Genomic DNA, 26,288 nt, shown 5'->3' on the forward strand with positions numbered 1-26,288 from the left:
TATAAACCAATAACGTGAAGGAATACTGGTGGATAAGGATGTACCGCCGGTCAAGATTACAAGCGCAACGCGCACCAATATGAGGGATAGACCGATGACATTAACTCGAAGCCAACAAATTGAAGCTCTAAAGCAAGACTGGGAAACCAATCCTCGTTGGAAAAACGTAAAACGTCCTTATACCGCAGAAGAAGTGGTTGAACTGCGTGGCTCGATGGTTCCTGCTAATACCATTGCTCAGCGAGGAGCTGATAAGCTTTGGTCACTGGTCAACGGCAGTGCGAAAAAGGGTTATGTTAACTGCCTAGGTGCCTTGACTGGTGGTCAAGCAGTACAACAAGCGAAAGCAGGTATCGAAGCCATCTATCTATCAGGTTGGCAGGTAGCAGCCGACAATAATACTGCATCAACCATGTACCCAGATCAATCACTCTATCCGGTAGACTCTGTACCTTCAGTAGTTAAACGCATTAACAACTCATTCCGCCGAGCTGACCAAATTCAATGGGCTGGTGGCAAATCGCCAGAAGACGGTGGCATTGATTACTTCCTACCTATTGTTGCCGATGCAGAAGCAGGCTTTGGTGGCGTGCTCAACGCTTATGAGCTAATGAAGTCAATGATTGATGCAGGTGCGGCAGGTGTGCACTTTGAAGATCAACTTGCTTCAGTGAAAAAATGTGGTCACATGGGCGGTAAAGTACTGGTTCCAACTCAAGAAGCGGTACAGAAACTAGTCGCGGCTCGTTTGGCGGCTGACGTTGCAGGAACGACCACGTTGGTGATTGCTCGAACTGATGCGAATGCGGCGGATCTGCTAACTTCAGATTGTGACCCATACGACAAAGACTTTATCGAAGGTGAGCGCACACAAGAAGGTTTCTACCGAGTGCGCGCGGGCATTGACCAAGCGATTTCACGTGGTCTTGCTTACGCACCGTATGCGGACCTTATCTGGTGTGAAACGGCAACACCGTGTTTAGAAGAAGCACGTAAGTTTGCTGAAGCTATCCACGCCGAGTACCCAGATCAATTGCTAGCCTACAACTGCTCACCTTCTTTTAACTGGGAGAAGAATCTAGACGCAGAGACGATTGCCAAATTCCAACAAGAACTAGCAAACATGGGTTACAAATACCAGTTCATCACACTCGCTGGTATTCACAACATGTGGTTCAACATGTTTGAGTTGGCTCATGCTTACGCACAAGGTGAAGGTATGCGCCATTACGTTGAAAAAGTTCAACGCCCTGAATTTGAAGCGGCTGAGAAAGGTTACACTTTCGTGGCTCACCAACAAGAGGTGGGTACTGGCTACTTTGATAAGATGACGAACACCATTCAAGGTGGTAACTCATCAGTCACGGCTCTAACTGGTTCAACAGAAGAAGATCAGTTTTAGTTGAGCTAGGTTGAGATGAGATAGTGACTTTAGTCATCATACCCATTCTTGAATGGGTATGACTCAACCGCAAGCAATTCTGTTCCTAGAGATAACACCCTATTTAGGCATATTTTGATGTTCTTTGAGCGGCGCGGGCCGCTCTTTTTTATACATCAAATTCTTCAGGTTCTGCTTCTTCTTGCAACTCCAGCAAATTAATTGCAATAGCAACAAAATCACTGTTAGTCATGATTCCCACCAAGCGTCCTTTATCAACGACAGGAAGACAACCGACTTTATGTTTTTGCATATAAATCGCTGTCTCTTTCAAACCAGCTTTTGGGCTGACACTCATCACGTTGACGCGCATCACTTCGTGTAAAGGCGTGCTTAGGGTGAATGATTGCTCTTCCGGAACATCTTGTAAGCTAGAATCTTGCGCGGCGAGTACATCCCGTTGGGTAATAATGCCCAGTAGATGTCGATCCGCATCGACGATAGGAATGTGTCGAATACCAAGCGCTTCCATAGTGTGTTTGGCATCTGAAAGTAGATGAGAGCGTAACAAGGTGTGCGGGTTACGAGTCATCATATCTTCGACTTTAATCATGGTAACCTCCTTTAGAGTTTGCGCAGATTGTTACCGCAAAGGTAAAGGTAGTCCCTGAGGCATTTACGTTACTGTTCGTACGGTAAATAGGCAAAGGGACATCTGTTATTACTATAGAAATAAACCGCAGAATTTTTTGAGAGCTAGCCGAGTTTTCTCAGTAAATCCCCCAACCAATAGTAAGGAAATTTATCAACGCAATTGCTGCAGCGTTGGTTCAAGTTTACCGGTAATCTAATTGAGCTCGGATTGAGTTTAGGTTGTAACGAGTGTGAAGGGTTTTGTTTGGCGGCTGATACAAGAATGATTACAATATCTTCCCTTGCTATTGCGGCTTTGCGACATATACTAGTCGGCTGCGAAAAGCTCCGTGACTACTGTTGTTAACCCAAATTAAGACCCAAACACATGCAAGTATCTGATTTCCATTTCGACCTTCCTGATGAATTGATCGCACGTTACCCACAACCGCAACGTACAGCGAGTCGTCTTCTGCAACTAGATGGCAATACTGGCGAGCTGGTGGACGGTACATTTACCGATGTACTGGGACACATTCAGGCAGGTGACTTAGTCGTATTTAACAATACACGAGTGATCCCTGCGCGTATGTTTGGTCGCAAAGAATCGGGTGGTAAATTGGAAGTGCTGGTCGAGCGTATGCTGGATGAAAAGAGCATTCTTGCTCATGTGCGCTGTTCGAAATCACCAAAACCGGGTTCAATTATCTTTGTTGGTGAGAATGATGAATTCTCTGCTGAGATGGTGGCACGTCACGATGCGCTGTTTGAACTGAAATTTAATGCTGAGCAAACCGTTCTAGAAATTCTTGAGCAGATTGGTCACATGCCACTGCCGCCATATATTGACCGTCCTGATGAAGACGCGGATAAAGAGCGTTACCAAACGGTTTACAACCAAAAGCCGGGCGCGGTAGCGGCGCCAACAGCCGGTTTGCACTTTGATGAAGCCTTGTTAGAAAGCATCAAAGCAAAAGGGGCAGAGCTAGCGTATGTCACATTGCACGTAGGTGCGGGTACGTTCCAACCAGTGAAAGTGGATAACATTCACGATCACCACATGCACGCTGAATACGTAGAAGTGACTGAAGAAGTGGTAGAGGCGATCAAAGCGACGAAAGCGCGTGGCGGTCGTGTCATTGCAGTAGGCACTACCTCTGTACGCTCACTGGAAAGTGCAGCGCAAGATGCATTGAAAAAAGGTACTGAATTGGCGCCATTTTTTGGTGATACCGAGATCTTTATCTTCCCAGGTTATGAATACCAGTTGGTGGATTGTTTGATCACCAACTTCCACTTGCCAGAGTCAACGCTAATTATGTTAGTGAGCGCATTTGCTGGTTATGAAAACACCATGAATGCTTACAAGCACGCGGTGGAGAATCACTACCGATTCTTCTCTTATGGTGATTCAATGTTCATTCAAAAGAAAACTAACTAAAGATTGGTAAGTAATCGTTAGTTAATATCGATGCAAAATGTTGGAAAAGTGCCCACTTAGTCAAAGAAAGTGTGCACTTTTTCTTTGTCCTTGAATGGCAATCTTTTGTCGTCATACTTTTGCTGTATGATGCAGGTTTTGGCTCAAAGCCAAAACACTAAATAAGTTTACGAGTGCTAGCAGTAGGCTAGGGGTGAAAAGGCAACTTTTCATATCTCGCAAGGAATATGCGACCGCTCCTTTATGGGTGTTAACGCCCGAGATCAAAGTCAGACTGTTTCTCTGACATTGGAGGCTTCGTGAAGTTAAAATTTGATTTGAAAAAGACCAACGGCAATGCACGTCGTGGTCAGCTAACGTTTGAACGCGGTACGGTTCAAACTCCAGCATTCATGCCAGTAGGTACTTACGGTACGGTTAAAGGTATGACGCCGGAAGAAGTGAAAGAGACTGGCGCAGAAATCCTGCTAGGTAACACTTTCCACCTATGGCTACGTCCTGGTCAAGAAGTGATGAAAATGCACGGTGACCTGCACGATTTTATGAACTGGCAAGGTCCTATCCTGACTGACTCAGGCGGCTTCCAAGTATTCAGCCTTGGTGATATCCGTAAAATCACTGAAGAAGGTGTACATTTCCGTAACCCGGTGAACGGTGACAAGATTTTCATGGACGCAGAAAAGTCGATGGAAATCCAAAAAGACCTAGGTTCTGACATCGTGATGATCTTTGACGAGTGTACGCCATACCCAGCGACGCACGACGAAGCGAAAAAATCGATGGAAATGTCGCTACGTTGGGCACAACGCTCTCGTGACCATTTCGACAAGCTAGAAAACCAGAACAACCTATTTGGTATCGTTCAAGGTGGCGTGTACGAAGACCTACGTGACGTATCGGTTAAAGGTTTGACTGAAATCGGTTTTGACGGTTATGCAGTGGGTGGTCTAGCAGTAGGCGAACCTAAAGAAGACATGCACCGTATTCTTGAGCACACTTGTCCACAACTTCCGACTGACAAACCTCGTTACTTAATGGGTGTTGGCAAACCAGAAGATTTAGTAGAAGGTGTACGCCGTGGTATCGACATGTTCGACTGTGTAATGCCAACGCGTAACGCACGTAATGGTCACCTATTTGTGACTGGTGGTGTGATCAAGATCCGCAATGCGACACATAAAACTGATACAACACCACTAGATCCGCACTGTGACTGTTACACTTGTAAAAACTACTCTAAGTCGTACCTACACCACTTAGATCGTTGTAACGAAATCCTAGGTGCGCGCCTAAACACTATCCATAACCTGCGTTACTACCAACGCTTGATGGAAAGCATTCGTAAGGCGATCGATGAAGACCGCTTCGACCAGTTTGTTGAAGAGTTCTACGCACGTCGCAATCGCGAAGTGCCGCCACTAGGCAATCAATAATCATATTTAAGCCTTAGGTTTTATGCCTGAGGCTTTTATTAATGGCTGCTCTTAAAACAGAAGAACAGCCTAACAAATGAGCGAACGCTCGATATTTTTGAGAGTGCGGTCTCTAATCAGAGTGCGCGCGCTTGAATATAACTGGCCAAAGCCCAATTTGTTGGATAATCAAAATATAATAGAGGATATTTTCATGTTTATTTCTCAAGCTCACGCAGCAGCTGAAGCACCTGCAGGTGGCGGTTTCCAAATGATCATCATGCTAGTGATGTTCGCTGTGATCTTCTACTTCATGATCTACCGTCCACAAGCTAAGCGCGTTAAGGAACACAAAAACCTTATGTCTTCGATGGGCAAAGGTGATGAAGTGCTAACTAACGGTGGTCTAGTGGGTAAAATCACTAAAATCGCTGAAGATAATGACTACATCACTATCGAACTAAACGCGAACAATGAAGTTGTTATCAAGAAAGACTTCATTACTGCAGTGCTACCAAAAGGTACGCTGAAGTCTCTATAAACAGCTAAAGGATCCTCGCTGTGAACCGTTATCCATTATGGAAGTACTTGATGGTATTTTTTGCCATCGCAGTAGCAGCGTTATACGCGCTTCCAAATATATACGGTGAAGATCCGGCAATTCAAGTTACAGGGGCGCGTGGCGCCTCTGTAGATATGGCTACGCTGGATTCTGTCACTGATGCTCTGAAAGAACAGAGCCTCCCTTATAAGTCCATTGCTCTTGAGAATGGATCAATTCTTGTTCGTTTTAACGACACTGATACCCAAATCAGTGCGCGAGACGTAATTAGTGAAGCCCTCGGTAAAGATACTATCGTTGCGCTTAACCTTGCTCCGGCAACGCCTTCGTGGCTTGAAGCGATTGGCGCTTCCCCAATGAAACTAGGTCTAGACCTGCGTGGTGGTGTGCACTTCTTGATGGAAGTGGATATGGACGCAGCGATGGAGAAGTTAGTTGGTCAGCAAGAAGAAGCGTTCCGCAGTGAACTGCGTGAAGATAAGATTCGTTATCGTGCAATTCGTCCATCAGGTAAAGATGCAGTAGAAGTACTGCTGCGTAACGAAGAACAGTTGGCACAAGCGAAAGCACTACTAGAAAAGAACCACCCAGATATGGTGTTTACCGATTCTGCGGAAAATGGTCGTTTTTCTTTGGTGGCGACTTTCTCTGAGCAACGTTTAACTGAGATTCGCAACTACGCTGTTGAACAGAACATTACCATTCTTCGTAACCGTGTGAATGAGCTAGGTGTTGCAGAACCTTTGGTTCAACGTCAAGGCGCAAGCCGTATTGTGGTTGAACTTCCAGGTGTGCAAGACACAGCTCGTGCGAAAGAGATTTTAGGTGCAACTGCAACGCTTGAGTTCCGTGAAGTCGACTCAAAAGCAGACCTTGCAGCAGCAGCCAACGGCCGTGCGCCAGCGGGTTCTGAAATCAAATTCGATACAGACGGTCGTCCCGTTGTTCTGAAAAAACGCGTAATTCTTGGTGGTTCTAGCATTACTGATGCGGGTTCTGGTGTCGATGAATATGGTCGCCCACAAGTTAACATCACGCTAGACAGCGAAGGTGGTAACAAAATGTCTGCGTTCTCTAAGAAAAACATTGGTCAGCTAATGGCAACCGTGTTTGCTGAGTACAAAGACAGCGGTCGTAAGACGCCTGATGGCAAAGTGATTCTATCGAAGCATGAAGAGGTTATTAACCAAGCAACGATTCAATCGGCTCTTGGTCGCAACTTCCGTATTACGGGTATTGACTCGGCGGCAGAAGCGCAAAACCTAGCGCTACTCCTTCGTGCTGGTGCGCTGATTGCGCCAATCTCAATTGTTGAAGAACGTACCATTGGTCCATCTATGGGTCAGCAAAACATCGACATGGGTATTCAAGCGTGTATCTGGGGTATGGTGGCAGTAATGCTATTTACCGTACTTTACTACCGTAAGTTCGGCATGATTGCCAACCTAGCGTTGATGGCGAACCTTGTGCTTATCATCGGTATTATGTCGATGATTCCGGGCGCAACGATGACGCTGCCAGGTATTGCCGGTATCGTATTGACCGTGGGTATGGCGGTTGACGCCAACGTACTGATATTTGAGCGTATTCGTGAAGAATTACGTGAAGGTCGTTCGCCACAACAAGCGATTCATCAAGGCTATGCTAATGCGTTTAGTACCATCGCCGATGCTAACATCACCACACTGATTACTGCGATCATTTTGTTTGCAGTGGGTACCGGTGCAGTAAAAGGCTTCGCGGTAACACTATCGATTGGTATTTTGACCTCAATGTTTACAGCTATCGTAGGTACCCGTTGTGTGGTTAACCTACTGTATGGTGGTAAGCGCATTGATAAGCTATCTATTTAAGGCTAGGAATTAATATGTTTCAGATTCTAAAAGCAGAAAATACGATCAGCTTTCTACGTTGGTCAAAGGTGGCTTTTGCCTTCTCGCTAGTGATGATTGGTGCGTCGATTTTCTCTCTTTCAACGAAATGGTTGAACTGGGGCCTCGATTTTACTGGTGGTACTTTGATTGAAGTGGGCTTTGAACAGCCTGCACAATTACCAGAGATTCGTGCGGCGCTGGAAGCAAAAGGCTTTGGCGATGCGATCGTACAAAACTTTGGTAGTGCGCGTGATGTTATGGTGCGTCTGAGCCCACGTGAAGATGTGTCAGGTGAGACTCTAGGCAACCAAATTATCTCTGCAATCAAAGAAGGCACGGGTAAAGAAGTTGAAATGCGTCGTATCGAGTTCGTTGGCCCTAACGTGGGTGACGAGCTGACAGAAGCGGGCGGTTTAGCGATTCTAGTATCGTTAATCTGTATCTTGATCTACGTTTCAGTGCGTTTTGAATGGCGTCTTGCAGCAGGTGCGGTTATGTCACTTGCTCACGATATCATTATTACCCTGGGTGTGTTCTCGGTGATGCAAATTGAAGTTGACCTGACTATCGTAGCAGCACTGCTGACGGTTGTGGGTTACTCGCTCAACGATACCATCGTAGTATTTGACCGTATTCGTGAAAACTTCCGCCGCATGCGTAAAGGTGACGCGACTGAGGTGATTAACAGTGCGATTACACAAACACTTAGCCGTACATTGATTACTTCTGGTACCACATTGTTCGTAGTTATTGCTCTGTTTGTTCAGGGCGGTGCGATGATCCACGGCTTTGCGACTGCGTTGTTGCTAGGTATCACGGTTGGTACATACTCATCTATCTACGTGGCGTCAGCGCTTGCGTGGAAACTGGGTATCACTAAAGAACACTTAATGCCACCTCAAGTTGAAAAAGAGGGTGCAGAGTTCGACCAAATGCCTTAATGCATTAATTGAAAAAGCCGCTGCTCTCAGCGGCTTTTTTCTTACTAAAATTGGTACATACTTAAGCGGTACTGAAAACAATAAATAGGACATAAAAATGCCACATTTTCGCTTTAGAGCTGTAGAGCCACAAACGGTACAAACCCTATCTAAACCATTGATTGATGAACTCGAGGAAATCATGGGCTCACCTCGTGAAGATTTCACTTTTGAGTATGTTTACACTACGTTTTACCATGAAGGTGACGTGAGTCCTGCATACCCATTTGTCGAAGTACTTTGGTTCGATCGTGGTCAAGAGAAGCAAGATGCCGTTGCGAAAATTATCACCGAGCAAGTTCGTGGTGTGATTGGGCAAGATGTGATGGTTGCGGTTATTTTTACCGCCCTAAATCCAAGCGCATACTACGACAACGCTCAACACTACTAAGCAATACCCGCTATGTAAGGAGAGGCAATGAAAACAACGGCTTTTTTGATGGTATTTTCACTTCTGTCGTTGCCTCTTCATGCTTCTCCTTGGGAGTCATTGTCTAAACCCAATCAACTCCCACCTCAAGCCATTGGGAGTTACGCCAATGGCTGTCTTTATGGTGCAGAGGCACTCCCACTTCAAGGTTTAGGCTATCAGGTTCTACGTAGCCAAAATCACCGTTACTACGGTCACCCCAATACCATTGCTTTTATTGAGCGATTGTCTGCACACGCACGTAAAGATTTGCACACACACCTATTGATTGGTGATATGTCTCTGCCGCAAGGTGGTCGCTTCTCATCAGGGCATACCAGCCATCAAACGGGGCTCGACGTGGATATTTGGCTGCGTCTTGCTGATACCAAACTCTCTCAAGCCGCGTTAAAAGTGCCTAAACCTAAAAGTTTGGTCAATATGTCGAGTTATGAATTTATCGATGCCAACTGGGATAATCGTCACTACCGCTTAATAAAATCAGCGGCGCAGGATGCAGAAGTGGCAAGAATCTTTGTTCATCCACTGATCAAAGAAAAGTTGTGTAGCGTGAGTGGTAAAGACCGTGAATGGTTGCGTAAAGTTCGTCCTTGGTGGGGGCACAATTATCACATGCATGTACGCTTACGCTGCCCAGAGGGTGACAGCAGTTGTATTAATCAGGCACCGCCTCCGAAAGGAAGTGGCTGTGGCGTGGAAGTGGCAAGTTGGCATCCAAAACATCAAGTGAAGACCTATCGGCCTAAGACCAAAAGTGTCAAAAAATCCACGAGTGATAAAAAAACAGCATCTAAGCCAAAAAAAATTTCACCGCAACAATGTTTGCAGCTTATTGATCATACTCGTTAATTTTGAGTGTTTTATCAATTAAGCATCTAAATGCACCACCATTTACTGCATTTGTGCTGGAGAATAGCGGTATCCTCTCCTAGATTTAAGTTGATATGTACCTAGATGCGTTAGTGATAGCGAATAATCACAACGTAAACATAACTACAAAGTTGGTGACTTGACGATTGTTAATTAAATAGGATGCTCGGCTTACTTCCTATAATTTGAAAGCAAGGACACTCCCATGACTATGGTATGCGCAAAAGAATTTGCCGAGTGGCTAAAGCTGAGATTTGGCAGTGCTACAGAGTCAGTCGTAATGACCCGTGATGATGTCAACCATCTCACCGGCCGGCAAAGATTAGACCCTGGATTTATCCATGACGTCCATTATGAACTGATGGTTCACGGCTTCGCATTTGTAACCAATACTTCGCGTGAGACGTTTTATTTGATTCCAATAGGAAAAGCGATAAATTGGCGCGAGCACTTGGAAGGTCAGTTTGAGAAAGAACTCTACTGCAACATTTTTCCAATCATCAAATCAGGCTGAGGCAAGACACTCAAGTAGTTCGAGTTCAATTCTCTGCAACGAAAAAGGCTCATCGAGTGATGAGCCTTTTGCTTTTATGCTAAACCTTGAATGATAACGAACTTTTCTAACAGTTCTTCTTCGGTTTCTACATGTTCTGGGTCAGTGATAATACACTTGGTAATAGGGCACACTGACTGACAAGTTGGCTTGTCATAGTGACCTTTACACTCAGTACACAGATTAGGATCAATCTCGAAAATGCTGTCGCCCATCGAGATTGCTCCGTTCGGGCACTCAGGGTCACACATATCACAGTTGATGCACTTATCAGTAATTAGTAATGCCATCGTAGTTACCTAATACCGATTATTTACCGGTTGGGTTACGAGTATCCTGACCATCATTTAGGTTACGCATCAATAGTGCGTATTCTAGATCTAGGTCTTGTGGTACTGGGATAAATACAAAGTGACCGTTGCCTTTCGCATCGTCAATCACTTCAGATTTACGGTTTTCCATTGCTTCAAGCGTGAAGTTGATATTACCTTTTGGTGTCATTAGCTCCAGATTGTCGCCAACCACGAACTTGTTCTTAACTTCCACTTCAGCTAAGTCACCACGACGTTTACCAGTAAACTCACCAACAAATTGCTGCGCATCAGAAACTGAGTAGCCGTAATCGTAGTTCTGGTATGCATCGTGCGTATGACGACGTAGGAAACCTTCGGTGTAGCCACGGTGCGCTAGGCTTTCTAGCGTGCCCATTAGTGATTCATCGAATGGACGACCAGCAACCGCATCATCAATCGCTTTACGGTAAACTTGCGCAGTACGTGCACAGTAGTAGAACGATTTTGTACGACCTTCGATTTTTAGCGAGTGAACGCCCATCTTAGTCAAACGCTCTACGTGTTGGATAGCACGTAGGTCTTTTGAGTTCATGATGTAAGTGCCGTGTTCGTCTTCAAACGCCGCCATTTTTTCTTCTGGGCGGTGGCTTTCCGATAGCAGTACTACTTCATCAGTAGGCTTACCACGACCGATGGTGGTTTCAGGGCGCTCGTCTTGAACTTCAATCGCTTGCGCTTCGCTTGGATCAAACGCTTCCACAATTTGACCAGCGTCGTTCTCTTTGCCTTCTTCTACTTTGTATTCCCAACGGCATGCGTTAGTGCAAGTACCTTGGTTAGGGTCACGTTTATTGATGTAACCAGACAGTAGGCAGCGGCCAGAGTAAGCCATGCAAAGAGCGCCGTGAACGAATACTTCGATTTCAGTTTCAGGGCACTGTTCGCGAATTTCTTCGATTTCTTCTAGAGAAAGCTCACGCGATACGATTACGCGCTCAACGCCTTGAGTTGACCAGAATTTTACGGTTGCCCAGTTTACTGCGTTCGCTTGAACAGACAGGTGAATAGGCATTTCTGGGAACGCTTCGCGAACCATCATGATTAGACCTGGATCAGACATGATCAGTGCGTCTGGGCCCATTTCTACTACTGGTTTAAGGTCGCGGATAAAGGTTTTTAGCTTCGAGTTGTGCGGTTGGATGTTACATACCACGTAAAGCTTTTTGCCAAGAGCATGTGCTTCATCGATACCAATTTTTAGGTTCTCGTGGTTAAACTCGTTGTTACGTACACGAAGGCTGTAGCGAGGTTGACCTGCGTATACGGCATCTGCGCCGTAAGCGAATGCGTAACGCATGTTTTTAAGGCTACCTGCTGGTGATAGTAGCTCAGGTACGAATACTTTATCTGTTGTCATTGCTCAATTCTCTAGTTATCTGATCTCAAGTCAGGCCAATTCCACCTGATGGAATTGGGGCGCAAATTTTACGCCAAAATGTGACCAATGACTAGGAAAACTGGGGTTAAGTGCAGATAAATGGCAATAAAAAGCCCTCTTACGAGGGCTTTTGGACAATTAAGCGTTAGGATGCGGCAAGCCGCCAAGTGCTTCGTATAGATTAGGTAGGAAGGCACTCATCTCACCACACATCAACGAGAAGTCCGCATCAAAGCGCGCGGCTTGGTCTTCACGTGGAATGTCATCGTTTTGGTCTTTGAGCTCATCAGAGAACTTCAAACGCTTGATAGTGCTGTCGTCTGCCAATACAAACTCAATACGTTCTTGCCAGTTCAGTGCCAGTTTCGTTACCAGCTTGTCTGCTTCGATATGGCTGCGAATTTCATCCGCTGTTAATTCTTGTTTCTTACAACGAATCACACCGCCATCTTCCAATACCGATTTCAGCTCTGCTTCATCGAGCATGGTAAAGCCCGCTGGTGTATTGCCGCTTTTCACCCACTCAGTGAGCGTCAGTTCAATCGCATTTTCTGGAATAGCCGGTACAACCGGTAGACTACCCATGGTTTTACGTAGCAGAGCTAATACATCTTCCGCTTTTTTGAAGCTGCTAGCGTCAACCAGAATGAAGCCCAGTTTTGGCATGATAAGCACGTAAGTAAGATTGCTGCGGCTAAATGCGCGTGGCAGTAAATCCATCACGATGTCATCTTTAAGGTTGTCTTTCTCTTTCTTTTTAAGAGGGCGACCTTCTTCCGCTTCCATTGCATCAATTTTTGCGTTCAGTGACTCTTTAATCACTGATGCAGGTAGCATTTTTTCTTCTTTCTTAGCACAGATAAGAATGTGGTTTTCTGATACGTGAGTCATCATATCGCCATGACGACCCATCGCAGATACCCAACCAAATTTTTGCTTATCTTGGCTGCCACACGGGTGAAACGGAATTCTGCTAGCTGCTGTTCTAGCTGGTCGGCATTGAAGTCGATTTCACGATTGACGCGATAGACCAGACAGTTTTTAAACCACATATTCTTTCTCTAATTGGACATTGAAGCTGACCATCTTAGGCAAATTTTTCCCGCTTGTCTGTTGGGAAATAAAAAATATCAGTAGCGGCTAAAACAAACGAGTGTTGGCTAGCGTTTTTTGATGGAAATTCAACCATTCAACGACGAATTTTGTATGAAAATTTGTTTGCAAAGGTCACAAAAGTGTCATAATTGCTGGTAATAATGCTTATGCATCGAAGGAAACAAACTCCCTCATTACTATCAAGTTTTGGGGAAGAATGGCTCCTAATTTCAGAGAACTGATTAAAGTAAGGTTATTTTATTATGTCTAGAAGGATTCTAGTTGTTGAAGACGAAGCACCGATCCGCGAAATGTTGTGCTTTGTGCTTGAACAGAAAGGTTACCAAGCAGTTGAAGCCGAAGACTACGACACTGCGGTAACTAAACTAGCTGAACCCTTCCCAGATCTAGTATTACTGGATTGGATGCTACCTGGTGGCAGCGGGATCAACTTCATTAAGCATATGAAGCGTGAAGAGCTGACGCGTAATATTCCAGTAGTGATGCTGACAGCTCGCGGTGAAGAAGAAGATAAAGTTCGTGGCTTGGAAGTGGGTGCGGATGATTACATCACTAAGCCATTCTCACCAAAAGAGTTAGTGGCGCGCCTAAAAGCTGTGATTCGCCGCGTGACACCAACCGCTCTTGAAGACGTGATTGATGTGCAAGGTCTGAAGTTAGACCCAGTATCACACCGTGTTACGGCAAATGAGCAAGCTCTGGATATGGGGCCAACAGAATTTAAACTGCTGCACTTCTTTATGACCCACCAAGAGCGCGTTTATAGCCGTGAACAGTTGCTGAATAATGTGTGGGGCACTAACGTCTATGTTGAAGACCGCACGGTGGATGTGCATATTCGCCGCCTACGTAAAGCATTAGAAGCAGAAGGTCACGATCGACTGATTCAAACGGTACGTGGTGCCGGCTACCGTTTCTCAACCAAAGCTTAAACCATACGGAGAAGTAAGTGGTTGCAAGGTTAACTTGGAAAAGGCTGGCTTGGGAGCTGGCTTTTTTTTACACCCCTTGGGTGATTGTTGGATTAATTTTCGGATATATGCCGTGGTTGCTGCTCGCTGCCACGGCTTTGCAGCTTGTATGGCATCTACATAACCAAATGCGTCTATCCACTTGGTTGTGGGATGAAAAGCGTTTAACGCCGCCGTCAGGTACCGGAAACTGGGAAGATTTGTTTAACGGTATCTACCGTTTGCAGCAGCGCCAACGCCGCAAACGTAAAGAGCTGACTAATTTGATTCGTCGTTTCCGTAACGGTGCAGAATCCTTGCCCGATGCAGTCGTGGTATTTCGTAGCGAAGGCAATATTGTTTGGTGCAACAAACTCGCGCAGCATTTACTTGGTTTCCGTTGGCCAGATGACTCTGGTCAGCCGATTTCCAACCTTATTCGTACCCCAGATTTTATCAAGTATTTGCAAAAGCAAGACTACTCGGAACCACTAGAAATGCGCTCGCCATTGAATGTTGAACGTATGCTTGAATTGCGTATCGTGCCATATACTGAAGGTGAGCACCTGATGGTAGTGCGTGATGTGACTCAGCTTAAGCAGCTAGAAGGTATGCGTCGTAACTTCTTTGCCAACGTTTCTCACGAGCTACGTACGCCAATGACGGTGCTGCAAGGTTACTTGGAGATGACGGAAGATCCAGACATGCTAGTTGGCCCGATGTGGTCTCGTGCCCATGGGGTGATGACTGAGCAGCTTAATCGTATGAATAGTTTGGTTAATCAGTTATTAACCCTATCAAAAATTGAAGCGGCGCCAATGCATGAATTGGAAGAAGTGGTGAATGTCCCTGCCATGCTGGAAGTGTTGGAGAAAGAAGCGACCAGTTTAAGTGGCGATTTAGGGCATAAACTGCATTTTGATGTCGACTCGTCATTACTTGTACTGGGTGATGATGATCAACTGCGTAGTGCCATTTCTAACTTAGTGTACAACGCAGTGAAATACACACCGGCAGGGGCCGAAGTGAATGTTCGTTGGTATCGCACGCCTCAAGGCGCTTGTTTAGAAGTACAAGATAGCGGCGAGGGCATTGAACCGCAGCACATTCACCGACTGACCGAGCGTTTCTACCGCGTCGATAAAGCGCGTTCACGTGACACCGGTGGTAGTGGTTTAGGTTTGGCTATTGTAAAACATGCGCTGACTCACCATGATTCTCATCTAGATATTGAGAGTAAGGTCGGGGTTGGCAGTAAATTCTCATTTATTCTGCCTGCGCGTTTGGTGGTTAAAAAATGAAAACACACTTCGGTACGATTATCGCTTTGTTGATTAGCTGCACTTCTCTGGGCGTTGCGGCACAAGAGCAGTTTCGTCCGTATAAAAAGGTGCCGGGGATCAGCGGTGAGTTGACCAGTGTCGGCTCCGATACGCTTGCGGGTATGACAACGTTATGGGTGGAAGAGTTTAAGCAGCTCTACCCAGGGGTAAATGGTCAGGTTCAAGCATCAGGCTCATCAACGGCGCCGCCAGCTCTGACAGAACAAACGGCTCAGTTTGGCCCAATGAGCCGTCCGATGCGTAACCGTGAGATTGAAGCATTTGAGCGTGCTCATGGTTATAAGCCGACGGCGCTGCGGGTGGCGATTGATGCGATTGGGATTTTTGTTCATCAAGACAACCCGATTAAAGGGCTGAACTTCACCCAAATCGACAGTATTTTCTCTGCGACACTGCGATGTGGGGCGACAGAATACTCGCGGACATGGGCAAACTTAGGTTTAGACTATCCATGGGCACATCGCTCCATTCAGCTGTTTGGTCGTAACTCGGTATCGGGCACTTACGGTTATTTTAAGAAAAAAGCTTTGTGTGGCGGCGATTTTCGTAACGATGTGAATGAACAACCGGGCTCAGCTTCGGTGGTGCAGTCGGTGGCTTCGTCAATCAATACCATCGGTTATTCTGGGGTTGGGTATCAAGTTTCTGGTGTAAAACGTATTCCAATTGCACTTGAAGGGGATGAATACGTTGAACCAACAAGAGAGAATATTCTCTCAGGTGAGTATCCACTTTCACGTTATCTCTATGTGTATATCAATAAGAGCCCAACTAAAGCTTTGTCGCCGTTAGAACGTGAATTTATTCGTTTTATTTACTCTCATCAGGGGCAAACGTTGGTTGAACGTGATGGCTATGTGGCGATCTCTCCAGAGCTGGCTGAACAAGAGTTGGCGAAAGTCGGAATTGAATTTAACTAAGCATACTAGCTGTTAGAGTGATAAAAAAGGCGCGAAATGCGCCTTTTTTATGCGTGGGTGTCTTGTTCGCGACACTCGGAAGCCGCGACTAACTGAAGCTCAGTTGCCACTCTGCCTCTTGCCAGTAATTTTGCTCGGTTTGCAGATCGGCATATAACAGTTTGTTATTTTCGAGCCAATTGGATTTTGTGCAGGTAAGTACCCACTTATCTTCATCACTCACTTTGAGTTTCAGTTCAGGCAACGGATCTTCACTACGCTGGCCGTTGAGCAAAATTGCCAGTCGTAAAATACGAATTAAACCCAACACATGTTTCTTTTTATAGAGGGTAAACTCTTCCATTTCACTCAGTTTGAGCGCTTTGCGCTGAAAGCGGGTCAATGTGGCTAATACTCGTTGCTGTTCCAGGTTAAACCCCGGCATGTTGGTGTGACGAAGAATATAACCCGAGTGACGATGGAAAGCTTTTAGGCTGATGCTTAAGCCCACTTCATGCAATAGTGCACTCCAATCGAGCAGATCAAACAATTCAGACTTGGCTTTAATGCCTAGTTCTTTATGCACCTGCTGTAAAAACTCTTGCGCTTGGCCTTTAACGCGAGCGGCGTGTTCAAGGTCAACCAGATGTTTTATCGCCAGATTCTCTGTGGTGCGCATGCGAATATCATCATGCTTAAAACGCTCTTCCATTTCATACAGTAATCCTTCGCGCAACGCGCCTTCTGAGAAGTGCATTTCACTAATGCGCAAGTCGATAAAAATCGCATACATGATTGCTACGCCAGCGGCAAATACCGGTTTGCGCTCCGGCGTAAGCCCCGCTAATTCAATCTGATCGACACTGTTCCACTCACACAATTTATCGATTAAGGCATGTAAGCGTTTTTGGGTGATGATGCCATCTTCGTGTCCGAGACCAATCAGCACTTCGCGAATGGCTTTGGTGGTACCTGATGAGCCATAGGCGATGGACCAGCCCTTTTTGCGATAACGATGAGCGATGGATTCAAGTTTTTGTTCTGCGGCTAGAATGGCGTTAGTAAAATTTTTGTTCGACAGCTTACCGTTGGTAAAAAAATGCTTAGTAAAGCTGACGCACCCCATTTGTTTGCTGTTGACCAAGTCCGCATTAAAGCCTGTTCCACAAATCATCTCGGTACTGCCACCACCGATATCGACGATCAGTTTTGAGTCTGATTGTGGCTGGGTATGTGACACGCCTTGGTATATCAGGCGCGCCTCTTCGTCACCAGAAATGATCTCGACGTTAAATGGCAGCACTTGGCGTGCGCGTTGAATAAAAATATGGGCGTTGTTGGCTTGGCGCAGAGTGTGTGTAGCGGCAATGCGTACATTGTTTGGCTTAAAGTCTTGGAGGCGCTCAGCGAACATCGCAAGGCATTCTAAGCCCCGCTCCATTGCGGCGTGATCGAGATTGTTTTGCTCATCGAGGCCATCGGCAAGTCTTACACGCTGTTTATGGCGGCTGATCAATTGCAAATCTTGCCCAATCACTTTGGCGACCACCATATGGAAGCTATTTGAGCCAAGGTCAATCGCGGCGATATCTCTTACTTCATTAGTTTGCTTCATTCTTTTTCTTAGCTTGTTTTTCTACATTTTTAAGATAGTCGTAAATAGCTAATTGTGAACGAACTTTTTTGCGGTTCCCGCGAGCGACGTAGCGATTACTCATTTCTTTATCGATGGCGCGAGCTTTTACCGTATCGATAAAGTGAATATCGAGGATATCGATAATCCGTTGTTTGAGGCGAGGATCACGCACTGGAGCACCGACTTCAATTCGATGATCAATGTTACGCGTCATCCAGTCGGCAGAGGAAATATACACTTGTGGATCGCCATCATTGTGAGTGATCAGTACTCGTGGATGTTCTAAAAAGCGGTCGACAATGCTGATGATCTTAATGTTATCGCTAATGCCCTCAACGCCCGGCACCAACGCGCACATACCACGAATAACCATACGAATATCGACCCCAAAGGTGCTGGCACCATAGAGCTTATTAATAAGCCCTTTGTCGACCAGGTTATTGACCTTAAGAGTGATGTTCGCCTTTTTACCCAGCTTGGCATTAGCAATTTCATTGTCGATTAAACGATATAGCTGACTGCGAGAATTACGTGGTGAGACGATCAAATGATTAAATTTCACTGGGCGATAAGGGTTTTCGATATAACCAAATACACTGCGCACTTCATTTGCAATTTCAGGGTCGGCGGTAAGAAGTGAAAATCAGTATAGACGCGAGCGGTTTTTTCATGGAAGTTGCCAGTGCCAATGTGGGCATAGCGGACAATTTCTTCACCTTCACGGCGGTTAATCAAGAGCAATTTTGAGTGAATTTTTAACCCAGGAGTGCCGAAGATGACTTGAACGCCAGCTTCAGTCAGTACGCGTGCCCATTCTATATTCGCCTCTTCGTCAAAGCGGGCTTGCAACTCAACCACTACCGTGACTTTTTTACCATTGTGTACGGCATCAATTAGTGAGTTCATTAAGCGCGAGTCTTTCGCGACGCGATAGATATTGATTTTGATACTCAGTACTTTTGGGTCAAAGGACGCTTGACGCACCAATTCGGTAATGTGCTCAAAGGTGTGGTACGGATAGTAGAGCAAAATATCTTGATTTTTGATGGCCTCAAAACTGTTGGCAAAGCCATCGAAATCCGCGCTACGCATTGGTGGCAGAGATTTGTTCTCTAAGTAGTCACGGCCGACATTAGGAAAGGCGATAAAATCTTTAAAATTGTGATAACGCGAGCCAGGGATCAAACTATCGTAGTTAGAGATACCGAGTTTATTGCACAGAAAATGCAGCATTTCTTCTGGCATATCTCGCTCATATACAAAGCGTACCGGCATCGCCGTTAAACGTTGACTAACACCTTCAGACATTTGCTCTAAGAGACTGTATTCCACCTCGCGGCTAAGATCGTACTCGGCATCACGTGTCATCTTCATTGCGTAGCCATTGATTTGGTCATACTCAAAAAAGCCATGAAACAGGTCATCGAGACAGTAGCGAATAATATTATCGAGTAAAATAATCGTTTTACGTCGTTTGCCTTTTTGCTCAGGCACCATCACAAAGCGTGGCAAATGATTGGTGGGTATTTCTAACAATACGTATTGTGGCTTTTGCTCTTCCTGAATCAGTTCGACCGCGATATAGGCGTATTCGTCTTTGAGAAAGTGCAGTAAATCCATGTCTTCCGTTAGCAGTAACGGAGCCATATGTGGCAGAACTTGGCGCTTGAAGTATTTTTGAATCCAGCTTTTTTGCGCATCACTCAATTGGTGTTCATTGACGAGGAAAATGCTGCGACGCGCCATTTCGCGGATGAGTTCTTGGTAGAGATCATCAAAGCGCTCATTGAGTTTTAGCGCTTTGGATTGCATCTTGCTTAGCAAATGTTTGGAGTTGTCGTTGCCACCTCGTTCTTGATTGATCAGGATACGACGTTTGACGTCAGCAAAGCGGACTTTGTAGAACTCATCAAGATTATTGGAAAAAATACCCAGAAAGCGGACGCGCTCAATCAGAGGCACAGACTTATCGGCTGCCTCTTGCAACACGCGTTCGTTGAACGATAGCCAACTGAGTTCTTTCTCAATGTATAGTTTTTCTGAGCTCATCCTTGTGTCCTTTCCCTTGCACTCCAAAAGTATAGGTTAGCTAAAGGAAAATAAGGCATTTTGGTTACGATTTTATTTCAATTGATATGCGCTTATTTTATAATAATAAATGTGCAGAGAAATTTCATCTAATATAAATGATTAGATTCAGTTGTTTATCAAAATCTGTAATATAATTGTCATTAAAGTGAAATAGGATACTCTTGGCAGAGTTAAAATCTTCAGTGATTGAAGCTTGAATTCACTCCTATGGGCAGTTTTTCGATCTCTTCTTTTGTGACAAATGTAATCGATTTTGTCTTAACGCTTTTTTCCTCTAAGAAAAGTGGTTTTCTTGCCCAAATTCAAGTCTTACATCGATAAATTGCTTGGAAAAGCGATAGTATATATCTAAGCACCTTAAGGTGATTTAGGTATAGATAAACACATCAATTCAGAGAATAGGGTAGATGGCTGCAGCCGATTTTTCATTAAAGGAAAAAGACAGAAAACGACTAGTCAAAGACCGCATTGTTAAATGGGCGGTGACCGCTGGTGGTGTCGGTGTGCTTGCGGCGTTAATTTTGATCTTCGTCTACCTTGCGACCATGGTATTGCCGCTATTCTCGGATGCCAAATTAACCCCAAATATTGCTCAGCAAACAATTACTACCCCTGAACCGATTGCCGCTGGTATTGATGACTACGGCGAACATGCCTATGTGATCTCCAAGCAGGGTCAAGTGGATTTCTGGTCACTTGATACACCAAAAAATGAACCTAAGTTAAGCATCGATTTCGATCAGCGTTTTAGTTTGTTTGCCGCCATGCCAAGTGCCGATGATTGGTACGCTTTTGCAACACGCAAAGGGCAGATTACGTTATTTCAGCCGGACATGACCAGTGTGGTGGAAAATGGTCGACGAGTGCTTACCCCTGATATTAATCGAGTTAACACTGATATTGATCTGTCCTTTAGTGGTGTTCAGGTCGATATGTTTGCGTTCGCACTCAGTAACCAAACAGTATTCGCTGGCTATTACGATGATCAACGCGTACGTGTGCGTTGGCAAGATAGCCAACATAATGAGCACAGTTTCGTTTTTGAACAAACGATGCCACGTCCGAATCAATTGCTGCTTACGCCTGATGGAAAAACTATCTACATTCGCCATGGTTCCGAGTTAGTTGTCGCTGTTCAACAAGCCGAGCGTTTTATCGTGCGTGAGGTGGTTGACTTGAGTAAAGGCGAGCCACATGCAGCCGTGAAAAATATTGATTTATTATCCGGTGCTTCGTCGCTTCTGATTACTCACAATGATGGCTTAGTGACGCAGTGGTTTGATGTGCTTAAAAACGGCAAACGTAGTCTGACATTTATTCGCGATTTTAACCTTGCTCCGGAACTGCAATACCTACTGCCAGATTCTTATCGCAAAGGTTTTTATAGTTTCTACGTCAATGGCATGGTGCAGAGTCACTACACCACCAGTGAAAAACTAGTGATATTCGAGCGTGCTTACAGCAAAGTGCCTCAACTGGTGGCGATGTCAGATAATGAACAATATCTAATTGCACTCTCTGGGGAGCGTTTGAGCGTGGCGCATCTTGATAACCCATATCCAGAAGTGTCATTGTCTTCGTTATGGCAAAAGGTATGGTACGAAAGTTACCCAGAGCCTGTTTATGTCTGGCAAAGTACCTCAGCGAGTGATGAGTTTGAGCCTAAATTTAGCTTAGTACCAATAGCGTTTGGTACGCTCAAAGCCGCTGCGTTTGCAATGTTGTTTGCGGTGCCTATTGCGGTGTTTGGTGCCATCTATACCGCGTATTTTATGTCGCCTAAGATGCGCCGTTTTGTTAAGCCGTCGATTGAATTGATGGAAGCGCTGCCGACCGTGATCATTGGCTTTTTAGCAGGGTTGTGGTTTGCGCCAATTGTTGAAACACATTTGACCGCAGTGGTGGTGCTAATGTTGTTTTTGCCACTGGCGATCGTGTTAGTGGCGATCGGGTGGCATAGCTTGCCAATTCGCTGGACTCGCAAGCTGCCGAATGGTTGGCATGCATTAATATTAATGCCATGTTTGGCGTTAATGGCGGTGTTTATTTTAAGTCAGAGCAATGCGATTGAAGCATGGCTATTTGCTGGCGATGTACGAATTTATCTAGCGAATGTTGGGATTGATTTTGACCAACGCAACGCTTTAGTGGTGGGTTTTGCCATGGGGTTTGCGGTGATCCCGACCATCTTTACTATTGCCGAAGATGCAATTTTTTCGGTGCCGAAACACCTTTCAGATGGCTCATTGGCACTTGGAGCGACGCCTTGGCAGACACTGATTCATGTCGTGTTGCTTACTGCAAGTCCAGGTATTTTTTCCGCGATAATGATGGGGCTTGGTCGAGCAGTGGGTGAGACCATGATTGTGTTAATGGCGACCGGTAATACCCCGATTCTCGATTGGAATATTCTCGAAGGGATGCGCACTTTATCAGCGACGATTGCGGTGGAAATGCCGGAATCTGAAGTAGGCAGCTCTCATTATCGAATTTTGTTCTTAGCCGCCCTCATTTTGTTGGTGTTTACCTTTGCGGTGAACTCAGTGGCTGAATGGGTTCGTCAGCGTTTACGCGAAAAATATCGCGCTTTGTAATTTGATCAATAGGATACACATCAGTGTTTAAGTGGCTAAAGTCAGGAGCACCTTGGATATGGTTAACCGGTGGAGCGGTCAGCATTAGTTTGCTGTCGGTGCTTGGTTTGCTGCTGCTTATTGGTTGGAAAGGGTTATCTTATTTTTGGCCCGCACCGCTCTACCAGTGGACTAAAAATGATGGCGATATTCTGATAGGTCAGTTGTATGGCGAACAATCAGTATCGGTTGACTATCTGCATCAGTTAGAAATTAAATTGCCGCCTTCGGCTCAGGACAAAACTCAGATTGAGCGTCTCAATATCAAAGTGGCCAATCGTGAACTTTATCCTGCCGATTTCATCTCAATTTTAGACGTTGATATTGAGAGTCGTACTGAACCTAAAGATTGGGCAGTGATTGAACGTACTCGCAGTGGTGACTTTTATGGTAAGCCCATTGCCTATCGTGATCCTGAAGGAAGAGAGCATAGCGACTTTGCACCACGTCTTAGTGAGGCCATGATTGTTAGTGACGTTGTGCGTGAAGAAATTCAACGAGTGATTGCTCAAGAAGTGAAAGCCATTACTTCGCACGCGAGTCAATTACGCTTAGAAAAGCGCAAGCGTGAGCTCAACAACCAACTCGATGAAGATTATGTGGGGCGCTATAACGCTCAATCGCAACAGTTTAGTCAGCAATTGTCATTGGCAGAGGCCAAGCTTGATGATCTGCGAGGTGAACTGACCGATCAGGGCTTAGTGGTTGAGGATATGACCGGTCAACGCGTGTTTTTACCGCTGAGTCATATCCTTGATATCTGGTTCCCTAATCAAATGAGCTTGACGGATAAAGGCTTACATTGGTTCAAACAAGCGTGGAAGTTCTTGTCGGAGAATCCTCGAGAATCCAACTCGGAAGGCGGAGTGTTCCCAGCGATGTTTGGCACCGTACTTTTGGTGTTGATCATGTCGGTGATCGTGATGCCTCTTGGGGTGATTGCGGCAATCTATATTCATGAATATGCCAAGAACAACCTCTTTACGCGTATTATTCGCGTCGCCGTAATTAACCTTGCGGGTGTACCTTCGATTGTGTACGGGGTGTTTGGTCTAGGCTTTTTTGTTTATACCCTTGGCGCATCTATCGATAATATTTTTTACGCCGATCAACTGCCAACGCCAACCTTCGGTACACCGGGTTTATTGTGGTCAGCACTGACGCTTGCGGTATTGACCTTGCCGGTGGTTATTGTGGCGACAGAAGAAGGTTTGTCACGCATTCCTGTATCTGTTCGTCATGGTTCACTCGCGTTAGGAGCAACGCAATTTGAGACCATGTGGCGTATCGTTCTACCGATGGCGAGCCCAGCAATTATTACTGGTCTTATCCTTGCGGTTGCTCGAGCGGCGGGAGAGGTGGCCCCCCTAATGTTAGTTGGGGCAGTAAAATTGGCATCTAGCTTACCAGTCGATGGCCAGTTCCCTTACTTGCATCTTGAGCGTAAATTTATGCATTTGGGTTTCCATATCTATGATGTTGGTTTTCAAACCACTAATATCGAAAGTGCTCGACCTTTGGTCTACGCTACCTCATTCTTATTGGTAACCGTGATAGTTGGACTTAACTTAACCGCGATCAGTATTCGTAATAATCTGCGCGAGAAATACCGAACCTTAGGACAAGATTAAGCATGTTTTCAGTCAATCAAACATTGGGCTATCAGGCTCCGTTAGATGTAAACAACCTCAGTGATGAGCAAACCGCGATCACGATTGAGGGGCTCAATCTGTTTTACCAAAATAGCCAAGCGCTCACCGATATTTCAATGCGGATTCCCAAAGGGCAAGTGACGGCATTTATCGGCCCGTCAGGGTGTGGTAAATCGACGTTATTGCGCTGTATTAACCGTATGAATGACCTCGTTGAAGGATGTCGAGTCACGGGTGAAGTGAAGCTGCATGGTCGAAATGTCTATAACCCTGATGTTGATGTCGCGACTTTGCGTCGCCGAGTCGGTATGGTATTCCAACGTCCTAATCCATTCCCTAAATCGATTTATGAAAATGTGGTTTATGGTTTGCGCTTGCAAGGGGTTAAAAATAGCCGTCAGCTTGATGATGCGGTAGAAGAGTCTTTGCGCGCGGCTGCGCTTTGGGATGAAGTGAAGCATCGATTACACGAAAATGCGTTTGGTTTGTCTGGCGGCCAGCAGCAACGTTTAGTGATAGCAAGGGCGATTGCGATTGAGCCAGAAGTTCTGTTGCTGGATGAGCCGACCTCAGCACTCGACCCAATTTCCACTCTAACGATTGAAGAGTTGATTAACGATCTTAAAACCAAATATACCGTGGTGATCGTGACTCACAACATGCAGCAAGCGGCGCGTGTTAGTGATCATACGGCGTTTATTCATATGGGGAAATTGATCGAGTACTCAGATACAGACTCTATTTTTACTTCCCCATTGAAAACTAAAACGGAAGACTATATTACTGGACGATACGGCTAGAGCCCTTTCCATAGCAGTAATTGCTGCTATATTGAGGTATAGCTCATTTTTATCTCTATCCTTAAGGGAGTGACACCTTTTCCATGAACTTTGGACGCCACATTTCCGGCCAATTTAATGTCGAACTAGAGTCGATTCGTACCCACGTACTTACCATGGGCGGTTTGGTTGAGCAGCAGCTCTCTTTTGCTATGCAAGCACTGCATAAAGAGGATGCTGAGTTGGCGCAAAAGGTGGTACGTGATGACCACAAAGTTAACGCGATGGAAGTCTCGATTGATGAGGCGTGTACTCGCATCATTGCCAAGCGTCAGCCAACAGCGAAAGATTTACGCTTAATTATGGCCATCATCAAAACTATTACCGATCTAGAGCGTATCGGTGATGTCGCGACGCGTATTGCGCATGTCGCGATTGAAAATCCAGCCGATAAAAGTAAGCAATTTAATGTTTCGCTTGAACCCTTGTGTCGTCAAGCCGTCAGTATGCTGCATCAAGTATTGGATGCCTTTGCACGTATGGATGTGGATGCTGCCGCTGCCGTTTATAAGATGGATGATCGCCTCGATGCCGAATATGAAGCGGTGATTCGTCAACTGATGACTTACATGATGGAAGACCCCAAAAATATTCCGCAAATTTTGCAAGTGATGTGGTCTGCGCGCGCGATCGAGCGAGTTGGTGATCGTTGCCAAAACATCTGCGAATACATCATTTACTTTGTGAAAGGGAAAGATGTGAGACATTTAGGTGAACAAAGCATTGATGATGCACTGCGTTAAAAACGCAGCACGATACCAGTATTGAAAGTCGTCGAAACAGGGCTGCTTAGGTAGGCCTTATTTTTACTGATAAAGTTCAAGTCCATTCCTGCTCTAAAACCCAAGTTGTCATTGATATCGAGTACCCAAGCAAAAGCAGTGCTAACTCCTTTTGCTTGGCGATACTGAGTATCAAAAATAGTCCTTGAGCCTTCATAATCGACCATACCTATTTCGAGTTGAACACCAAGCATTGGCGTTGACGGCAAATTATATTGCCCACCAATTCGATAGGTTTTTAATCTGTCATGATCAGTTAAAAATTCAGCGGATAAATGACTGTAGCTTAAGTAAAGCGCATCTAAACCGAAAGTATCGGTGACCCCAAACTGTATACCACCTCCAGAAATACCTGAGCCCCAATATGGTCCTAACCGCGCCTCCGGTGAGAGGTGAATGCCATTAGCAAAGGCATGGGAACTGGCTGAAACGAGTAAAAACAGTATTATTTTTCGCATTATGTCTCCCAAATGAATCGTT

Annotated in this window: 20 protein-coding genes and 4 pseudogenes; 17 read left to right on the top strand and 7 right to left on the bottom strand. The window is 45.4% G+C overall.

From position 1 onward, the window contains the following. Positions 1-94: 94 nt before the first annotated feature. A complete protein-coding gene (gene aceA, locus Vt282_RS03005) occupies positions 95-1,402 on the top strand; it encodes an isocitrate lyase (protein ID WP_162047030.1) in 1,308 nt (435 codons plus the stop codon). A 148-nt stretch (positions 1,403-1,550) separates the two neighbouring features. On the opposite strand, the gene Vt282_RS03010 is transcribed toward aceA, so the two are convergent. Beyond that, positions 1,551-1,994 (bottom strand): CBS domain-containing protein, encoded by a 444-nt coding sequence (locus Vt282_RS03010; protein WP_162062521.1) that lies wholly within the window; start codon positions 1,992-1,994, stop codon positions 1,551-1,553. Positions 1,995-2,402: 408 nt separating this feature from the next. Here Vt282_RS03010 and queA point away from each other — a divergent pair, with 408 nt between their 5' ends. The 8 genes from queA to Vt282_RS03050 all read left to right on the top strand — a co-directional run bounded on the left by queA (position 2,403) and on the right by Vt282_RS03050 (position 10,097). Next, positions 2,403-3,455, top strand: coding sequence for a tRNA preQ1(34) S-adenosylmethionine ribosyltransferase-isomerase QueA (queA, locus tag Vt282_RS03015; protein ID WP_162062522.1), 1,053 nt, complete (start codon positions 2,403-2,405; stop codon positions 3,453-3,455). A 299-nt stretch (positions 3,456-3,754) separates the two neighbouring features. After that, the gene (tgt, locus tag Vt282_RS03020; RefSeq protein ID WP_162047027.1) at positions 3,755-4,888 is read left to right on the top strand and encodes a tRNA guanosine(34) transglycosylase Tgt; all 1,134 of its coding nucleotides are present in this window, start codon (positions 3,755-3,757) and stop codon (positions 4,886-4,888) included. Positions 4,889-5,081: 193 nt separating this feature from the next. After that, positions 5,082-5,408, top strand: coding sequence for a preprotein translocase subunit YajC (yajC, locus tag Vt282_RS03025; protein ID WP_162047026.1), 327 nt, complete (start codon positions 5,082-5,084; stop codon positions 5,406-5,408). Between the two features lie 20 nt (positions 5,409-5,428). After that, entirely contained in the window at positions 5,429-7,282 is a 1,854-nt protein-coding gene (gene secD, locus Vt282_RS03030) for a protein translocase subunit SecD (RefSeq protein WP_269472596.1), read from the top strand. Between the two features lie 14 nt (positions 7,283-7,296). Next, complete coding sequence (gene secF / locus Vt282_RS03035) at positions 7,297-8,244, top strand: protein translocase subunit SecF (RefSeq protein ID WP_162062523.1); 948 nt, start codon at positions 7,297-7,299, stop codon at positions 8,242-8,244. A gap of 97 nt (positions 8,245-8,341) precedes the next feature. Then, positions 8,342-8,674, top strand: coding sequence for a DUF1904 domain-containing protein (locus Vt282_RS03040; RefSeq protein ID WP_162047024.1), 333 nt, complete (start codon positions 8,342-8,344; stop codon positions 8,672-8,674). Between the two features lie 27 nt (positions 8,675-8,701). Beyond that, a complete protein-coding gene (mepA, locus tag Vt282_RS03045; RefSeq protein ID WP_162062524.1) occupies positions 8,702-9,562 on the top strand; it encodes a penicillin-insensitive murein endopeptidase in 861 nt (286 codons plus the stop codon). Positions 9,563-9,788: 226 nt separating this feature from the next. After that, complete coding sequence (locus tag Vt282_RS03050) at positions 9,789-10,097, top strand: hypothetical protein (RefSeq protein ID WP_162047022.1); 309 nt, start codon at positions 9,789-9,791, stop codon at positions 10,095-10,097. A gap of 74 nt (positions 10,098-10,171) precedes the next feature. On the opposite strand, the gene Vt282_RS03055 is transcribed toward Vt282_RS03050, so the two are convergent. From Vt282_RS03055 to rdgC, 3 genes and pseudogenes are all read right to left on the bottom strand, one after another. Continuing rightward, on the bottom strand, positions 10,172-10,426 hold the full coding sequence (locus tag Vt282_RS03055) for a YfhL family 4Fe-4S dicluster ferredoxin (protein WP_162047021.1): 255 nt from the start codon (positions 10,424-10,426) through the stop codon (positions 10,172-10,174). 19 nt (positions 10,427-10,445) lie between these two features. After that, on the bottom strand, positions 10,446-11,846 hold the full coding sequence (trhP, locus tag Vt282_RS03060; RefSeq protein ID WP_162047020.1) for a prephenate-dependent tRNA uridine(34) hydroxylase TrhP: 1,401 nt from the start codon (positions 11,844-11,846) through the stop codon (positions 10,446-10,448). A gap of 159 nt (positions 11,847-12,005) precedes the next feature. Continuing rightward, a pseudogene (gene rdgC, locus Vt282_RS03065) lies at positions 12,006-12,919 on the bottom strand (recombination-associated protein RdgC). A gap of 306 nt (positions 12,920-13,225) precedes the next feature. On the opposite strand from rdgC, the gene phoB reads away from it, so the two are divergent. Genes phoB through Vt282_RS03080 form a run of 3 tightly spaced genes read left to right on the top strand, consistent with a single transcriptional unit; the run spans position 13,226 to position 16,196 of the window. After that, complete coding sequence (phoB, locus tag Vt282_RS03070; RefSeq protein WP_162047019.1) at positions 13,226-13,915, top strand: phosphate regulon transcriptional regulator PhoB; 690 nt, start codon at positions 13,226-13,228, stop codon at positions 13,913-13,915. A 17-nt stretch (positions 13,916-13,932) separates the two neighbouring features. Beyond that, complete coding sequence (gene phoR, locus Vt282_RS03075; RefSeq protein WP_162047018.1) at positions 13,933-15,234, top strand: phosphate regulon sensor histidine kinase PhoR; 1,302 nt, start codon at positions 13,933-13,935, stop codon at positions 15,232-15,234. Next, positions 15,231-16,196 (top strand): PstS family phosphate ABC transporter substrate-binding protein, encoded by a 966-nt coding sequence (locus Vt282_RS03080; RefSeq protein WP_162062525.1) that lies wholly within the window; start codon positions 15,231-15,233, stop codon positions 16,194-16,196. Before phoR ends, Vt282_RS03080 begins: the two co-directional genes overlap by 4 nt. A gap of 88 nt (positions 16,197-16,284) precedes the next feature. Here the strand turns inward: Vt282_RS03080 and ppx are convergent, their stop codons facing one another. Then, positions 16,285-17,790, bottom strand: coding sequence for an exopolyphosphatase (gene ppx, locus Vt282_RS03085; protein ID WP_162062526.1), 1,506 nt, complete (start codon positions 17,788-17,790; stop codon positions 16,285-16,287). Continuing rightward, positions 17,777-19,860: pseudogene (gene ppk1, locus Vt282_RS03090) on the bottom strand (polyphosphate kinase 1). Before ppk1 ends, ppx begins: the two are co-directional and overlap by 14 nt. Positions 19,861-20,309: 449 nt before the next feature. Between ppk1 and Vt282_RS03095 the strand changes: the two are divergent. The 5 genes and pseudogenes from Vt282_RS03095 (at position 20,310) to phoU (ending at position 25,769) form a co-directional block, all read left to right on the top strand. Then, positions 20,310-22,496, top strand: coding sequence for an ABC transporter permease subunit (locus tag Vt282_RS03095; RefSeq protein WP_162062527.1), 2,187 nt, complete (start codon positions 20,310-20,312; stop codon positions 22,494-22,496). Between the two features lie 23 nt (positions 22,497-22,519). Then, positions 22,520-22,937, top strand: a pseudogene (locus tag Vt282_RS21905) (phosphate ABC transporter permease PstA); the annotation flags it as partial. 71 nt (positions 22,938-23,008) lie between these two features. Further along, positions 23,009-24,166, top strand: a pseudogene (gene pstA, locus Vt282_RS03100) (phosphate ABC transporter permease PstA); the annotation flags it as partial. Positions 24,167-24,168: 2 nt separating this feature from the next. After that, positions 24,169-24,987 (top strand): phosphate ABC transporter ATP-binding protein PstB, encoded by an 819-nt coding sequence (gene pstB / locus Vt282_RS03105; RefSeq protein ID WP_162047012.1) that lies wholly within the window; start codon positions 24,169-24,171, stop codon positions 24,985-24,987. Positions 24,988-25,070: 83 nt separating this feature from the next. Continuing rightward, complete coding sequence (gene phoU, locus Vt282_RS03110; RefSeq protein ID WP_162047011.1) at positions 25,071-25,769, top strand: phosphate signaling complex protein PhoU; 699 nt, start codon at positions 25,071-25,073, stop codon at positions 25,767-25,769. On the opposite strand, the gene Vt282_RS03115 is transcribed toward phoU, so the two are convergent. After that, a complete protein-coding gene (locus tag Vt282_RS03115) occupies positions 25,766-26,266 on the bottom strand; it encodes a hypothetical protein (RefSeq protein WP_162062528.1) in 501 nt (166 codons plus the stop codon). The two genes, phoU and Vt282_RS03115, sit on opposite strands and share 4 nt — an antisense overlap. Between the last annotated feature and the right edge of the window lie 22 nt (positions 26,267-26,288).

This window comes from Vibrio taketomensis, from assembly GCF_009938165.1.
In the GTDB taxonomy this organism is placed as follows: Bacteria; Pseudomonadota; Gammaproteobacteria; order Enterobacterales; family Vibrionaceae; genus Vibrio; species Vibrio taketomensis.

Bases quoted from the DNA above. Each gene is read 5' to 3' on its own strand.
- phoB (WP_162047019.1), top strand. From the start codon at position 13,226: ATGTCTAGAAGGATTCTAGTTGTTGAAGACGAAGCACCGATCCGCGAA.
- queA (WP_162062522.1), top strand. From the start codon at position 2,403: ATGCAAGTATCTGATTTCCATTTCGACCTTCCTGATGAATTGATCGCA.
- mepA (WP_162062524.1), top strand. From the start codon at position 8,702: ATGAAAACAACGGCTTTTTTGATGGTATTTTCACTTCTGTCGTTGCCT.
- Vt282_RS03055 (WP_162047021.1), bottom strand. From the start codon at position 10,426: ATGGCATTACTAATTACTGATAAGTGCATCAACTGTGATATGTGTGAC.
- pstB (WP_162047012.1), top strand. From the start codon at position 24,169: ATGTTTTCAGTCAATCAAACATTGGGCTATCAGGCTCCGTTAGATGTA.
- secF (WP_162062523.1), top strand. From the start codon at position 7,297: ATGTTTCAGATTCTAAAAGCAGAAAATACGATCAGCTTTCTACGTTGG.
- aceA (WP_162047030.1), top strand. From the start codon at position 95: ATGACATTAACTCGAAGCCAACAAATTGAAGCTCTAAAGCAAGACTGG.
- trhP (WP_162047020.1), bottom strand. From the start codon at position 11,846: ATGACAACAGATAAAGTATTCGTACCTGAGCTACTATCACCAGCAGGT.
- Vt282_RS03010 (WP_162062521.1), bottom strand. From the start codon at position 1,994: ATGATTAAAGTCGAAGATATGATGACTCGTAACCCGCACACCTTGTTA.
- Vt282_RS03080 (WP_162062525.1), top strand. From the start codon at position 15,231: ATGAAAACACACTTCGGTACGATTATCGCTTTGTTGATTAGCTGCACT.
- phoU (WP_162047011.1), top strand. From the start codon at position 25,071: ATGAACTTTGGACGCCACATTTCCGGCCAATTTAATGTCGAACTAGAG.
- Vt282_RS03095 (WP_162062527.1), top strand. From the start codon at position 20,310: ATGGCTGCAGCCGATTTTTCATTAAAGGAAAAAGACAGAAAACGACTA.
- yajC (WP_162047026.1), top strand. From the start codon at position 5,082: ATGTTTATTTCTCAAGCTCACGCAGCAGCTGAAGCACCTGCAGGTGGC.
- ppx (WP_162062526.1), bottom strand. From the start codon at position 17,790: ATGAAGCAAACTAATGAAGTAAGAGATATCGCCGCGATTGACCTTGGC.
- Vt282_RS03115 (WP_162062528.1), bottom strand. From the start codon at position 26,266: ATGCGAAAAATAATACTGTTTTTACTCGTTTCAGCCAGTTCCCATGCC.
- Vt282_RS03050 (WP_162047022.1), top strand. From the start codon at position 9,789: ATGACTATGGTATGCGCAAAAGAATTTGCCGAGTGGCTAAAGCTGAGA.
- Vt282_RS03040 (WP_162047024.1), top strand. From the start codon at position 8,342: ATGCCACATTTTCGCTTTAGAGCTGTAGAGCCACAAACGGTACAAACC.